The organism is Kribbella hippodromi (genome assembly GCF_039531045.1).
In the GTDB taxonomy this organism is placed as follows: Bacteria; Actinomycetota; Actinomycetes; order Propionibacteriales; family Kribbellaceae; genus Kribbella; species Kribbella hippodromi.
Genome location: NZ_BAAAPH010000004.1, coordinates 245,424 through 258,854, shown reverse-complemented (window position 1 = coordinate 258,854; position 13,431 = coordinate 245,424). Strand labels below are relative to the sequence as shown.

The 13,431-nt window shown below is 66.6% G+C and carries 16 protein-coding genes; 13 read left to right on the top strand and 3 right to left on the bottom strand.

Translation table 11 applies throughout. The features are described from left to right. Window positions 1-29: 29 nt before the first annotated feature. The 3 genes from ABD260_RS08160 to ABD260_RS08150 are packed head-to-tail and all read right to left on the bottom strand — an operon-like array spanning window position 30 to window position 2,681. On the bottom strand, window positions 30-1,262 hold the full coding sequence (locus ABD260_RS08160; protein WP_344232758.1) for a VOC family protein: 1,233 nt from the start codon (window positions 1,260-1,262) through the stop codon (window positions 30-32). A gap of 10 nt (window positions 1,263-1,272) precedes the next feature. Then, window positions 1,273-1,980: a class II aldolase/adducin family protein gene (locus tag ABD260_RS08155; RefSeq protein WP_344232757.1), complete on the bottom strand. Its 708-nt coding sequence runs from the start codon at window positions 1,978-1,980 to the stop codon at window positions 1,273-1,275. Beyond that, window positions 1,977-2,681 (bottom strand): class II aldolase/adducin family protein, encoded by a 705-nt coding sequence (locus ABD260_RS08150; RefSeq protein WP_344232756.1) that lies wholly within the window; start codon window positions 2,679-2,681, stop codon window positions 1,977-1,979. The genes ABD260_RS08155 and ABD260_RS08150 overlap by 4 nt, the downstream gene beginning before the upstream one ends. A gap of 80 nt (window positions 2,682-2,761) precedes the next feature. Between ABD260_RS08150 and ABD260_RS08145 the strand changes: the two genes are divergently transcribed. Genes ABD260_RS08145 through ABD260_RS08085 form a run of 13 tightly spaced genes read left to right on the top strand, consistent with a single transcriptional unit; the run spans window position 2,762 to window position 13,119 of the window. Next, complete coding sequence (locus ABD260_RS08145) at window positions 2,762-3,634, top strand: isocitrate lyase/PEP mutase family protein (protein ID WP_344232755.1); 873 nt, start codon at window positions 2,762-2,764, stop codon at window positions 3,632-3,634. Next, window positions 3,631-4,227, top strand: a complete 597-nt coding sequence (locus ABD260_RS08140) for a UbiX family flavin prenyltransferase (RefSeq protein ID WP_344232754.1) — start codon at window positions 3,631-3,633, stop codon at window positions 4,225-4,227. Before ABD260_RS08145 ends, ABD260_RS08140 begins: the two co-directional genes overlap by 4 nt. Before the next feature lies 1 nt (window position 4,228). Next, the gene (locus tag ABD260_RS08135; RefSeq protein ID WP_344232753.1) at window positions 4,229-4,708 is read left to right on the top strand and encodes a PNPOx family protein; all 480 of its coding nucleotides are present in this window, start codon (window positions 4,229-4,231) and stop codon (window positions 4,706-4,708) included. 27 nt (window positions 4,709-4,735) lie between these two features. Beyond that, a complete protein-coding gene (locus tag ABD260_RS08130; RefSeq protein WP_344232751.1) occupies window positions 4,736-5,227 on the top strand; it encodes a VOC family protein in 492 nt (163 codons plus the stop codon). 44 nt (window positions 5,228-5,271) lie between these two features. Continuing rightward, window positions 5,272-5,406, top strand: coding sequence for a hypothetical protein (locus ABD260_RS08125; RefSeq protein ID WP_344232750.1), 135 nt, complete (start codon window positions 5,272-5,274; stop codon window positions 5,404-5,406). Continuing rightward, window positions 5,403-6,878 (top strand): UbiD family decarboxylase, encoded by a 1,476-nt coding sequence (locus tag ABD260_RS08120; protein ID WP_344232749.1) that lies wholly within the window; start codon window positions 5,403-5,405, stop codon window positions 6,876-6,878. Before ABD260_RS08125 ends, ABD260_RS08120 begins: the two co-directional genes overlap by 4 nt. Then, window positions 6,875-8,053 (top strand): thiolase C-terminal domain-containing protein, encoded by a 1,179-nt coding sequence (locus tag ABD260_RS08115; protein WP_344232748.1) that lies wholly within the window; start codon window positions 6,875-6,877, stop codon window positions 8,051-8,053. Before ABD260_RS08120 ends, ABD260_RS08115 begins: the two co-directional genes overlap by 4 nt. Further along, on the top strand, window positions 8,050-8,466 hold the full coding sequence (locus ABD260_RS08110) for a Zn-ribbon domain-containing OB-fold protein (RefSeq protein ID WP_344232747.1): 417 nt from the start codon (window positions 8,050-8,052) through the stop codon (window positions 8,464-8,466). The genes ABD260_RS08115 and ABD260_RS08110 overlap by 4 nt, the downstream gene beginning before the upstream one ends. Continuing rightward, window positions 8,466-9,635, top strand: coding sequence for a CaiB/BaiF CoA transferase family protein (locus tag ABD260_RS08105; RefSeq protein WP_344232746.1), 1,170 nt, complete (start codon window positions 8,466-8,468; stop codon window positions 9,633-9,635). Before ABD260_RS08110 ends, ABD260_RS08105 begins: the two co-directional genes overlap by 1 nt. Further along, on the top strand, window positions 9,632-11,296 hold the full coding sequence (locus tag ABD260_RS08100) for an FAD-dependent monooxygenase (protein ID WP_344232744.1): 1,665 nt from the start codon (window positions 9,632-9,634) through the stop codon (window positions 11,294-11,296). Before ABD260_RS08105 ends, ABD260_RS08100 begins: the two co-directional genes overlap by 4 nt. Further along, window positions 11,293-11,682, top strand: a complete 390-nt coding sequence (locus ABD260_RS08095; RefSeq protein ID WP_344232743.1) for a nuclear transport factor 2 family protein — start codon at window positions 11,293-11,295, stop codon at window positions 11,680-11,682. Before ABD260_RS08100 ends, ABD260_RS08095 begins: the two co-directional genes overlap by 4 nt. Window positions 11,683-11,707: 25 nt before the next feature. Continuing rightward, a complete protein-coding gene (locus ABD260_RS08090) occupies window positions 11,708-12,514 on the top strand; it encodes a dienelactone hydrolase family protein (protein ID WP_344232742.1) in 807 nt (268 codons plus the stop codon). Continuing rightward, a complete protein-coding gene (locus ABD260_RS08085; RefSeq protein ID WP_344232741.1) occupies window positions 12,511-13,119 on the top strand; it encodes an NADPH-dependent FMN reductase in 609 nt (202 codons plus the stop codon). Before ABD260_RS08090 ends, ABD260_RS08085 begins: the two co-directional genes overlap by 4 nt. Window positions 13,120-13,431 lie beyond the last annotated feature (312 nt).

The following is a 13,431-nucleotide window of genomic DNA, read 5'->3' as shown; positions in this document are numbered from 1 at the left end:
AGGTTCTCCCTATAGATGGAATAGTCGGGTCAGCCCCACGGGCCGAGGAATGTCTCGCCCTGGTAGGTGTCGCTGTAGTTCGGTACGGTTTCGGGCCATTCGCCGGGCGTGATCACCGGGCGCTCCGCGGCGGGACGCGGCTTGCCGTCCCAGCCGATCTGCTCCATGTAGTAGTAGAGCTGCACAATGTGCCCGTCCGGGTCCACCACGTGCGCGGCGTAGTCGATCCCCGGGTGCAGTGCCGGATCGGGTTCGATGACGTCGCAACCATTGGCCTTGAAGAACTCGACTGCGTTGCGCAGTTGCCGGTAGCTCGCGACCTGGCAGCCGAACATGGCCGTCGTACTCGTCTGCGAGAGGCCCGTGACACCGCGGAGTTCGATCGGGTACAGCGCCAGCGAGTGATGCTCGGTGTTCGCGCGCAGGTAGATGCAGCGATGTCCTTCGTACGTGACCTCTTCGGTGATCGTGAATCCGAGCTCGTGGACGTAGAAGTCCAGCGCGATCTCCAGGTCCGCCACGAACAGCCCGACCGGCCCGTGCTTCACGACCTTGAACGGCCGGGGGAGCATGATGCCCTCGACATCGTGGTTCGCCGGCAGCGCGTCGAGATGGCGGTGCCCGGAGTGGATGTCGATGCCGCGGGCAAGTGCGTCCTGCACTTCGGTGTACTCGTTGGTCTGCGGAATCGCCGGTGTGTCGTGGAAGGCGCGGTAGTACATCTCGCGTGGTTTGCTCAGACCGTCCCAGCCGATCTGCTCGATGCCGTACACGATCTCGTTGCGATGCCGGTCGGGATCGAACATGTACAAGTGCCAGTTCGACCCCGGCATGTCCCGGCCGACCTTGTGCAGCTTGTGACCGTTGCCCTGGAACCAGCCGATCGCGTTGTTCACCTCGGCCATGCTGTTCGCCTGCCAGGTGATCTGGTTCGCGCTCACGCCGTCCGGCAGGTTGCCCATCAGCGTCTGGTAGTGCCAGGCGCTGAACAGTACGAGCGTGTGGTGGTCGGTGTTGTGCTGCAGGAAGTACCCCGTGCCGGAGCAGGGTTGTTCGAGGTCGGGGAAGCGGCGTTTGACGATCCCGGTCATGTCCAGGGTGTCGGTCACGCGGAAGCCGAGCAGGGTTCCGTAGAAGTGCAGTGCGGCGTCCATGTCCGCGGTGTTGAGGCCGAAATGGTTCAGCCGGCGGATCTTGAACGGGCGGTCCAGGAGCACCCCGCCGACGTCGAACTTCTTCCGGGCAGCCGGTTGCGCGGTCATCACGTTCTCCTCATGGTGTGTCGGTTGTCTCCGTGTAGTAGTGCCAGCGCACCGCCCAGCCGGAGCCGGTGGCGGCGCGCTGCTCGATCTCGTCGGGTGGAATCACTCGCGGCCGCGCGCCCATCGCCCGGACCCGCCAGGCGGCCTCGGCCAGCTGCTCGAGGTGGATCGCGTTGATCACTGCCTCGGGCAGGGATTCGGCGACGCTGACGATTCCGTGGCCGCGGAGATGACAGATGCGCTGCGTACCAAGGGTTTGGGCGAGGTCCGCGCCAAGTGCGGCGTCCGTGACGAGCCTCGCGCACTCCCAGACCGGAATCGGCTCGCTCACCAACTCCGACTGGACGTGCAGGATCGGCTGGATCGGTTCCCCGGCGATCCCCATCACTGTCGCCATCGGTTGATGGGTGTGTACGATCGCGCCGACGTCCGGCCGCGCCTGGTAGATCGCGGTGTGGATGAACCGTTCGCCGGGCGGCGGATCGGTGCCGGCGATGAGCCGGCCGTCGAGATCGATCACCGCCATCCGCTCCGGCGGGATCGCGTCCTGGGCGCCGATCCGGGTCGAGTGCCGCGGCTTGATCAGGATCAGGTCGGAGCCGGGAATCCGGAGGCTCGGATGGCCCATGTAGTCGACCAGGCCGAGCCGGAACAGCACCCGGCAGGCGACCGCAAGCAACTCGCGCGCCTCGTCCAGGTCGTTGGGTCGCCCAATCATGCGGGCAGTCCCTCGGTGTAGTAGCGCCACAGGCGCCGGACGTGTCGTTCCCGGTTGAAGGTGGCGGTGAGCCGTTCGAGTTCGCCCTCGGTGAGTGGGGCGAGAGATCCGAGGCTGGTCGCGGCCAGCTGGGTGTGCAGGTTCTCTTCGAAATGGATGCTGTCGACAACGGCCGCTTCGATGCTTTCGGCAACGATGACGCCGCCGTGCGTACGCAGCAAGGCGGCGTGGTGGTGTCCGAGCGTGGTCGCGAGTTCTTTGCCCTGCTCGCTGCTGCCGATGTGGGTCGGATCGGGATGGGTGGGCACGCCGTCGCGCCAGCGGTGCGCGTGGTTCTTCGCCGCGACGATCGGCGTCCGCGTCGCACTGAACACCGCCGCGAGGGGCGAGTGCGTGTGGACGACCGACCTCACGTCGGGACGGCTTCGGTAGATCTCGGTGTGGATGAAGATTTCGATCGGTACTTGCTGCTGGCCTTGTGCTTGGCCGTTCAGGTCGCACGTCAGCAAGTCCGCCGGCGTCACGGCGCCGCGGTGTTTGTCGCGGGAGTGAATGACGATCCCGTCGCTGTCCGGCAGCCGGGCGGAGATGTGTCCGCTGTAGGTCAGCAGGCCTTGCGCATGCAGCAGCCGGCAGGCCATCACGAGATCCGTTGCCAGCTTGGCGGGGATCGAAGCAGGCCGGAGTGATCCCTCTGTCATGCCGGCCAACGTACTCTGAACCAGGAAACTATGCAATCATGCAAAGTAGAGGCCTGTACTAAATTCTCGAGGAGATCAGGATGACTGATGAGTTCACGCCGGGCGGGCGGCGCCGGCGGTTGCGGGAGCTGCTCGCCGGACCGGACATCGTGCTCGCGCCGAGCTGTGGCGACGCGGTCACCGCGCGCCTGATCGAGTCCGTCGGGATGCCCGCCGTGCACTGTTCGGGGAGCGTTCTGCACCACCTGGCCGGGTACGCCGATGCCGGAATCCTGACCATGACCGAGACGGTCGACGCGATCCGGCGGGTGGTGGATGCGGTGCAGGTGCCGGTGATCGCGGATGCCGACACCGGCTTCGGCGGAGTCGCGAATGTGGCGCGGACAGTGCGCGAGTACGAGCGTGCCGGGGTTGCCGCATTACATCTGGAAGATCAGCGCTTCCCGAAGCGGCCCGCGTACCTGGAAGGGGTCGAACCGGCGTCGGTGGGCCGGCGTGAGCTGGTCGATCGGATTCGCGCCGCGGTCGATACGCGTACTGACCACGACCTTTTGATCATCGCGCGCTCCGAGGTCAAGGGCGATCTCGGTGAGGTGCTGGATCGGTTGGGGGAGTGCATCGAGGCCGGGGCGGACGCGGTGTGGCTGGCGGCTCGTACGCCCGAGGACATCGCGAAGACGCGTGCGGCGTTGGACAAGCCGCTGATCGGCGTACTGCCCAAGGGGATGTCGGTGCATCGGTTCGGCGAGCTGGGTGCCGACGCGGCGCTGTTGCCGGGGTGGTTGCTCACGGCGGCGTTGCACGCTCAGCGGGCGTTGCTGACCGAGCTTCGGGACAGCGGGTCGTTGCAGGGCTGGCTCGATCGCATGCCTGGGATTGCCGAAGCACGGCGGTTCGAGTCCGAACAGGGCGCGGCCGAGCTGGCTGGCCTCGAGAAGCGATTCGGCGGATGAGTGCCGTCTCGGTGCCGCCTCGGTTGGTGGTGGGGATTTCCGGGGCAAGCGCGCCGCATTACGGCGTACGCCTGGTGGAGGTGCTTCGCGAGCACCGGCCGGACGTCGAGATCCATCTCGTCGTGTCGCGTGGGGCTCGGCGGACGATCGAGTTGGAGCTTGGCCGTGATCCCGGAACCGTGCTGGCACTGGCGGATCACGTCCATGACGATCGGGACCTGTCCGCCGCGATCTCCAGTGGTTCGTTCCTGACGTTGGGGATGGCGGTGGTGCCGTGCTCGATCAAGTCGCTGTCGGCGATCGCGTCGAGCTACAACGACAGCCTGCTCACCCGGGCCGCGGACGTCTGCCTCAAAGAACGGCGGTGCCTCGTACTCGCGGTCCGGGAAACGCCCTTGCACCTGGGACATCTCAGATTGATGACCCAGGCAACCGAATCCGGTGCGACGATCTTGCCGCCGGTGCCCGCGTTCTACCACCGGCCGGAAACGGTCGAGGACCTCGTTGACCACACGGTTGTGAAGATCCTCGACCAGTTCGGCATCCACTTGAACTTGGTCGAGCGGTGGTCGGGTGCCGCTGCAGGGGGCTGACATGTCGTGGGCCTTGGGCAACGAGTTGCCGTCGTCGGTGCTGTCGTTACTGCGCGATTCCAGGCCTTCGCCGTTCGCCGGGCAGGCTTTCGTGCTGGTTTCGACCGACGCTGACGGTTGGCCGCGGCAAGCGATGCTCAGTCTTGGCGAAGTGGTTGCCCTCAGCACGCGCCGGCTGGGACTTGCGGTGTGGGCGAGCAGCGACACGGCATCGAACCTGAGTCGGCGGGGTCGCGGTGTCTTGACCTTCGTGCACGGCGGCGCGGCGTACTCGGTGCGGCTGACTGCGCTCCGCGGCCGGGATGTGCCGATCGAGGGGTTCGCGTTGGCGACCTTCGGGGCGGTGGTGGAGGAAGTGCGGTGCGATGTCGCGCCGTACGCGGAGCTGGTGTCGGGCGTGTCGTTCCGGCTGCGTGAACCGGAAGTTGCTTTGCGTCGCTGGATCCGTACCCGCGAGGTACTGTTACGTGATACAAAGTAGAGGCCTACAGTAAATGTGGAGGTGGCGATGAGGACTCCGGTGAAAGTGCGGAAGCTCGGGCATTTGATCTTGCGGGTGCGGGACGTCGAGGTGAGTACCCGGTTCTACACCGAAGTGATGGGGTTCACCGTGTCCGATCGGAACGAGCACGGGTATGTGTTTCTGCGGTGCGCGGCGGATCATCACGTGCTCGGGCTGGCGCCCGCCGGCGAGGACAATCCGTTGCCGGACAAGAGCCGCCGGCAGCGTGGGTTCGATCATTGCGCGTTCGAGGTGGGTTCGCTCGAGGAGCTGATCGAGATCCGGGACTTCCTGCGTACGCGGGGGGTGCCGATCGTTTTCGAAGGGCGGAAGGGTCCGGGATGCAATCCGGGGCTGGAGTTCCTGGATCCGGATGGGTACGACGTCGAGCTCTATACCGGGATGGATCAGATCGGCTGGGACGGGAAGGCGCGCCCGGCGGAGCAGTGGCGGCGGGTGCGCTCACTGGAAGAGGCCGCGGCGAATCCGGTCGGCTGAGTTGTGCACCCGTACACCGACGAGGCGTTGGTTGCCGTACACCGATGAGGCGGCGTTGGTCGCCGTACACCGACGAGGCGGCGTTGGTTGCCGTGCCGGACGAGGCGGCGTTGGTTGCCGTGCCCGATGAGGCGGTCTTGGTGCCGCGGTTGATGAGGAGGTTGCCGAAGTGGTGGTGAGCGACTTGCGTGAGTGGCTGGCGGTCGTGGACGAGCTGGGCGAAGTGCAACGGATCGGCGCCGAGGTGGACGTCGACGAGGAGATGTCCGCGATCACGTACCTGGCCGGTCGTCGCGAGGGCGGACCCGCGTTGCTCTTCGAGAACATCGCCGGCCGGCCCGGGTACCGCGCGCTCTGGAACCCGTTCGGTTCCAGCCGGCGGCGGATCGCGGTCGCGCTCGGCGAGGACCCGGAGCTCACGACCACCGAGTTGATCGAGGCAACGATGCGCAAGCTCGACCGCGTGATCGAACCGAAACTCGTCGACTCAGCCGGCGCGCTGGTATACCAAAACACGTTGACCGGCGATCAGGTCGATCTCGCGAAGTTGCCCGCCGCAACCTTTTGGCCGGGCGACGGCGGCCGGTACCTCGGCACCGCCGACTCGGTGATCACCCGCAACCCTGAAGGCGGCAACCTCAATCTCGGCACGTACCGGATGATGGTGCAAGGGCGCGACGAGATAGGGCTGTACCTGTCGCCCGGCAAGGACGCGCTGCTGCACATCGAAGGACGCTGGGCGCGCGGCGAGGACGTACCAGTCTGTGTGGTGCTCGGTGTCGATCCGTTGCAGTTCCTGGTCAGCTCGCAGAGTTTCCCGAAGAACGTCTCGGAGTACGACCATGTTGGCGGTCTGCGCGGTGCCCCGGTCGAAGTGGTGCGGGCCCGGCACAGTGATCTGCTGATCCCGGCCCGTGCTGATGTCGTACTGGAATGTGTCGCCGAGCCAGGCGCGCGCCGGATGGAAGGACCGTTCGGCGAGTTCACCGGGTACTACGGCCGGCCCGAGGGCGCCGCGCCGCTGCTGCGGGTGAAGGCGATCCACCATCGCGACGATCCGATCGTTACGCACGCGCTGATGGCTGATCATCCGGCGTGCGAGCAGTCGACGTTCTTCGGCGTGGTGCGCTCGGCCCGGATCTGGAACGACCTGCAGCGGATGGGCATCCCGGGGATCGCCGGGGTGTACTCGCATCCCGCGGCGGCCGGCGGATTCGGGGTCGTGGTGATCTCGCTGGCGCAACGTTACGCGGGGCATGCCGCGCAGGCGCTGGCGCTCGCGGCGCAGTGCCCCGGCGGCGCGTACTACACGAAGTGGATCGTTGCCGTCGACGACGATGTCGATCCCACCGACCTGAATGACGTGTTGTGGGCGATGTCGACGCGCTGCAGCCCGATCGACGACATCGACATCCTGCGCAAGACCTGGTCGACCCCGCTGGACCCCACGCTCAACCCGCCGGAGATCCGCCGGTACGGGTCCAAGGCCCTGATCAATGCTTGCCGTGATCACCGGTATCTAGATGTGTTCTCGCAGCGGACCGCGCTGCGGCGCGAGGTGTACGACCGGGTCGCGCGGCGCTGGACGGAGCTCGGCTTCTCCGGTGCTCCGTTGGCGCCGCGGAGCTTTCATCCGGAGGAGAGCTCGTGACCGGCTTTCGTGATGCGACCGCGATCGCGGGCATCGGCTGGACCGAATTCAGCCGCGACTCGGGGCGTACGACCACTGCGCTGGCGACCGAGGCGAGCCTGCGCGCGATCGACGACGCCGGCTTGGCCAGTACGGACATCGATGGCGTCGTGACCTATTGCTACGGATGGGCGCCGGACACGATCTGGCCGGAAGAACTGGTCGCCGCACTTGGGCTCGCGCGGTGCGATTACCAGCTGTTCGACAACCTTGGCGGTGCCGCGGCCTGCTCGGCGGTGCTCTCGGCGGCGATGGCCGTGTACGCCGGACTGTGCGAGAACGTTTTGGTATACCGGGCGATGAACGGCCGCAGTGAGCGACCGGTACTGCTTCCGCCGCCGGATCAGGCCCGCGGCAAACGGCAGTGGGGAGTACCGTTCGGCGCGCTGCATGCGGCCGCGAATCTCGGGCCGGCTGTCACCGCGTACATGCAGCGGTACGGGATCACGAACCGCGACTTCGCCGGGTTGGCGATGCTTCAGCGTGAGCATGCCGTTCTGAATACCAAAGCGATGATGCGTACGCCGTTGACTGTGGCGGAGCATCAGGAGTCGCCGTGGATCGTCGAGCCGTTCCGGCGGATGGATTGTTGTCTCACCAGTGATGGCGCGGCCGCGGTCGTCGTGACGTCGAGCGAGCGGGCGCGGGATCTGCGCCACGGTGGCGTATCGATCGTGGCAGGTCTTGGTGGCGCGGTTGCGGCAGCGGATCACCGTACGCATGCCGCGGTGGCTGCGCCTGCCTTGTATCGAGCGGCTGGGATCAGTGCCGCCGATCTTGATTTCGCCCAGCTGTACGACGCCTTCACCGGTACTTGTCTGCAGCATGTGGAGGACTTCGGGCTGTGCGAAGTCGGCGCGGCGCCGGCTTGGATCGAGGAGGGGCATGCGGGTCTTGATGGCGCAACACCGCTGAATACGCACGGCGGGCTGTTGTCGGAGGCGTACCTCCAAGGGCTCGGGCATGTCGTGGAGGCAGTGCAGCAGCTGCGTACGTCTGGGGTACGTGACGATCTATGCGCTGGTGCTCATGACTACGACCGCGCGTACTGCCGTCAGGTCCGTGATGCCGAGCTCGGACTGGTCTGCGGACAAGGTGGCGACAGTTCGCTCATATTGCGAAAGGCCTTTGTATGAAGGGTTCTGGTCCGCCGTTTCCTGTGCCGGATGCTGACAGCGCGCCCTTCTGGGCTTGCTGTGCTCGGGGTCGGCTGAGTGCTCAGCGGTGTACCGACTGTGGGCGGTGGCGGCATCCTCCGGGCGAGTTCTGTCCTGGTTGTCATTCGCAAGCATCTGACTGGGTTGAGCTGCCCGGGTCCGGAGTTGTGCGGTCGTGGGTGGTGGTTCACCGGGTCTTGCATCCGGCGCTGGGCAAGGTGCCGTATGTGCTCGCGGAGGTCGTACTCGACGGCGCCGACGGGCAGGTCGTACTGACGACCAAGCTGCTCGGCTGCCAACCCGGCGATGTACGGATCGGGCTGCCTGTAGCCGCCGAATTCACGCCGGTCTCCCCGGAGATCGCCCTGCCAACGATGCGTGGAGGTAATTGATGTCCATCCGCAAGGGACCACTCGACGGCGTACTCGTCCTCGACCTGACTCATGTCTTGAACGGGCCGTTCGCCACGATGCTGCTCGCGCATCTGGGTGCAAAGGTGATCAAGATCGAGCACGGCGCCGGGGATCGCTTCCGGCATGCGTGGATGCCCGTGGACGCCGACCATGACGGGTACGAGTTTCGCGTCGTGAACGTGAACAAGAAGGCCATCACGCTGAACCTGAAGGATCCACGCGGCGTACAGCTCTTCCGCGAGCTGGCCCGCAAGGCGGATGTGGTGGTGGAGAACTTTTCGGTCGGGGTGATGGACCGGCTGGGCATTGGGTATACCAAATTGAAGGAGCTCAATCCGGACCTGATCTACGCCAGTTCACGCGGTTACGGCGAGGACGGGCCGTACGCGCATATGCGGGCGAACGCGGCGACGATCATGGCGAGCAGCGGCTGGACCGCGAGTGCCTGGGAGAACGCGGGTCAGGAAGGGCTGAAGCCGCAGGGAATCGGCGACGAGGCGGCCGGGGTGTCGATGGCGCTGGGCATTCTCGCCGCGCTGTTCGCGCGTGAGCGTGGTGGTCCCGGGCAGCAGGTGTCGGTGTCGATGCAGGAGGCCCTGATGGGTTTCATGGTCGCGAATTTCCACACGCAGGTGGAGGGGCGGCCGGTCGGGATCGCGCCGAAGCGGTGCGCCGACGGGTACATCGCGTTTCATTTGCCGGATATCACCAACGATCTGTGGGAGCGGTTCGCGGCGGCGATGGGGCGGCCGGAGGCGATCGACGATCCGCGGTACGCGACTGCGGCTGATCGGCGGGCGAACGTCGAGGCGCTGGAGGCCGAGGTGTCGGGCTGGGTGCGGGAGACCAGCCGGGACGAGCTGTGGAAGGTGTTCCTGTCCATCGGGATCTCCGCCGGCCCGGTCCTCCGGTTGTCTGAGGTGTTGGAGGACGAGCATCTCGAAGCCCGGGGAGCGTTCGTCGAGGTGGAGGATCCGCGGGCGCCGACGTCACGGTTCCTGCGTCCGTGGGTGCGCTTCAGCGAGACCCCGTCGGCAATCACGTCGCCCGCGCCCGCGAAAGGCCAGCACAACCATGAGATCTACTCCGAGCTACTCGGCCTGTCCACCGAAGCCATCAACCGCCTGACCACGGACCGGGTCCTGTGAGCACCTCAACTGCGTCAGCTGCTGTGGGTCCATCGCGGGCGGCGGGTGTGACACCTGCGGAGGTGCTGGTTGCTGGTGGTGGGCCGGTGGGGCTTTCCTTGGCTATTGAGCTTGGCCGGCGGGGTGTACCGACTCTGCTGGTGGATCAGGGGACCGGCACGGTCGACTTCACCACGGCGAACCTGGTGAACACCCGGACGATGGAACATCTCCGCCGCTGGGGCATCGCCGACGCAGTCCGGTACTCCGGTTTCCCGGCGGACCATCCGCGCACCTACCGGTACGTGACCAGCTTCGTCGGCCACGAACTGGTCGGCTTCGAACATCCGGCCAACGGCGATCCCGCCGGCCGATCCCGGTTCAGCCCGGAATCGCGCATCTGGTGCCCGAAGACCTACTTCGACCCGGTGCTGCTGGACACCGTACGCGGCCTGCCTTCGGTGACGATCCGGCTCCGTACGCGGGTCGACGGATTCACGGAGAACACCGACGGCGTACTCGTGCAGCTGACCGCTCTCGACAGCGGTACGTCCGAGGAAGTGCAGGTGAGTTATCTCGTCGGATGCGACGGCGGGCGCAGCGGCGTACGCAAGCAGCTCGGGATCGGTTTGAGCGGCCGCTTCGCCGAGACCTCCAACGTAGCGATCACCGTCCGCGCGCCACTCAACTCGCACCGGACCGTCGGACCGGCCGCCTACTACAACCTCGTCGGCCCGCGCGCACGGGGCGTCGTCACGTCGGTCGACGGCCGGGACGAGTGGCGGGTCAATCTGTGGCACGACAAGAACTACGACCTGTCCGCGATGGACACCGAAGAAGTCTGCCGACGGGCGCTGCCTGGTATACCGTTTGAGATCCTCAACGCCCGGACCTGGTCGGGGCATTGCGTGGTCGCCGACTCGTACGGAACCGATCGGGTCTTCCTGGTCGGAGACGCGGCGCATCTGCCCTGGCCGGCCGGTGGTTTCGGCATGAACACCGGGCTCGGAGACGCTGTGGACCTCGGCTGGAAGCTCGCCGCGGTCGTGGACGGCTGGGGCGGCCCGGGACTACTGCGATCGTACGAGGCCGAGCGACGACCGGTCGGCCTGCGGAACATCGGGTACGCCGAGGCGCTGCACCGGGACGACACCCGGTTGGAGATCCCGTCCTCGCTGGAGGACGACACGCTCGAAGGCGCAAGCCACCGGGCGGAGCTCGCGGCCAGGATCAAGGCCAGCCGGGAGAAGGAGTTCGCGCTGGAGTCACCGGCGCTGGAGCTGGGCTACAGCTACGCCGGCTCGCCAATCGTGGTGCAGGGCGACTCAGAACCGGCCGAGCCAATCTCCTTCGACGATGCGGCCAGTTGGGTGCAGAGCAGCGCGCCGGGGAACCGGGCACCGCATTGCGTACTGCCCGATGGTCGCTCGACGCTGGACCTCTTTGGGGACGGGTTCACGCTGCTTGCCTTCGACGGCACCTGGTCCGGCGGCTTCCGCGTCGCGGCGGAGAAATTTGGTATACCACTGCGCGCGATCCGCTGGGATGACCCTGCGCTGGCGCGGCAGTACGAGCGGCGCCTGGTGCTCGTACGCCCCGATGGTCATGTCGCCTGGCGAGGCGACAGCGAACCACCCGATCCGGCCGCGGTCCTCGACGTAGCTCGTGGGGGCGCCCAATGAACAACGTGCTCAGCGCGGCGGACATCTTGGAGATCCACGAGCTGTACGCCCGGTACGCGCACTGTTTCGACCTGGGCGAACCGGGGGCCGCCGCCGATCTGTTCACCGCGGATGGTTCGTTCACCCGCGTAGACGGACGCATCACGCGCGGCCAGGACCAGTTGCGCGGCCTGGGCGAGGGTACGGCCGGGGTTCGGCATCTGTATACCAACATCCAGATCGTTGCTGACAGCAAAGACCGCGCCAAGGGCAGCTGCTACAACCTGCGGCTGCGCGTCGGCACCGGATCGCCTCCGGTCATTCATGCCTTCGGGCTGATGGCCGATGTCTTCCTTCGTACCGGAGACGGCTGGCGGTTCCAGTCGCGGACCAGCAGCAGCTGGTGACGCCTACCTTTTGGAGTACCAAATCATGACGACAGCTGAAGACCTCGAGTTTCGCGGCCTGTCCGGTCACCTGGCGCGGGCCGCGGCCGGCAACGGCGCGGCGGTTCTGCTGGTGCCGTTCGCCTTTGGACTCAACCAGCGGGTACGCGACCTCGCGGCCGAGCTCGCCGAGGCCGGACTGACCACCTTGATCTGGGACCCGTACCCGGGCCAGGCGCCGGCGGCTGACCACAGTGAGGTGCGCGCCCGCTCGGCCGCGCTGAAGGACTCGACGGTGATCGACGAGCTGACCACCTGCGTCGACCATCTGATTGAGGACGAGGGCGCCCTCAAGGTCGGCACGATCGGCTTCTGCATGGGCGGGCGGTTCAACCTGATGCACGCTGCCGTCGACAAGCGGCTCGCTGCGGTAGTGCCGTACTTCCCGACTCTGATCCGGCCGATGCCGCCGCACCTGGAGGTGGATGCGGTGGCGGTCGCGGGCAGCATCACCGCGCCCGTACACCTGATCTATGCCGGTCAGGACCACCTGACCAAGCTGGACACCTTCCTCGATCTGCAGGCCACCTTGCAGGAGCGCGACGCGCCGACGACGATCCAGGTGTACCCGGAGGCCGAGCACGGCTTCATGGACGTCGACGGCCATCCGGAACCGCACAACGCCGACGCCCGGGCGGCCTCCTGGCCGCAGGCAGTCGCCTTCCTCACCGCGCAACTTGCCCCCGCGCAATCTGTCACTGGGCGTCCTGTCGCGGCGCAGCCTGTCACCGGGCAGCCTCTCGCCGGGCAGGTTGGCACCGGGCAGGTTGGCACCGGGCAAACTTCATCGTGACCGAGCTGAGGGTGCTCGTCGTCAGTGGCAGCGTACGAAAGCCCTCGTACACGACCGCGCTCGCCCTGGCGGTCGGGGCCCGGTTGAGCGCCGAGCAAGCGAAAGTGGCCTGGTGGGATCTCGCGGAGCAACCGGTACCGATCGCCGATCCGGCGTTCCATCGGGCCCCGGAGAACCACCCGGACCTCACCGTGCGCCGACTGGTCAAGCAGATCGACGCTGCGGATGCGGTCGTGCTGGCGTCGCCGCTGTATCACAACTCGTTCTCCGGCGTGCTCAAGAATGCGCTGGACTGCTTGTCGATGCGCCAGTTCCAGCACAAGCCGGTCGGGTTGATCAGCCACGGCCGCCAGCGCAGTACGCAAGCGGTGGACCAGCTGCGTACGGTCGTCCGTGGTCTGCGCGGCGTCAGCACTACTACGCCGCTGTGCACGATGGATTCCGACTACCTACCGCCCGTCGACGGTGGCGCACCGAGTTTAGTTGCCTCTGACATCGTTGAACGACTCGATCGCTTCGTCACCGAGCTACTGGATCTCGCAACCGCGTTGCGCCCACTCCGGACGGGCGATGTCGCCCGTACCCGCGCCGAACGGGTGCAATAACCAGAGGCTTCCCGCCCGCGGTCCGAGGTAACCTTCGCCGGATGACGGCTAACAAGACCACCGGCGGAGCGCACCCCACGTCGACACGGTCGGGCTCACACGCAACGTCATCCACATCAACCAGCCACCGCCCAGGCCCCCACGCAGACAAACCTGCAGACACGCAGCCAGGCGTATCTGCAGGCACCCCTGCAGATACGCAGGCAGGCACACCTGCAGGCGCGCACGCAGGCACATCTGCAGACACACGTTCGGGTGTGCAGGCAGGCACATCTGCAGACACACGTGCGCGTGTGCAGGCAGGCACATCTG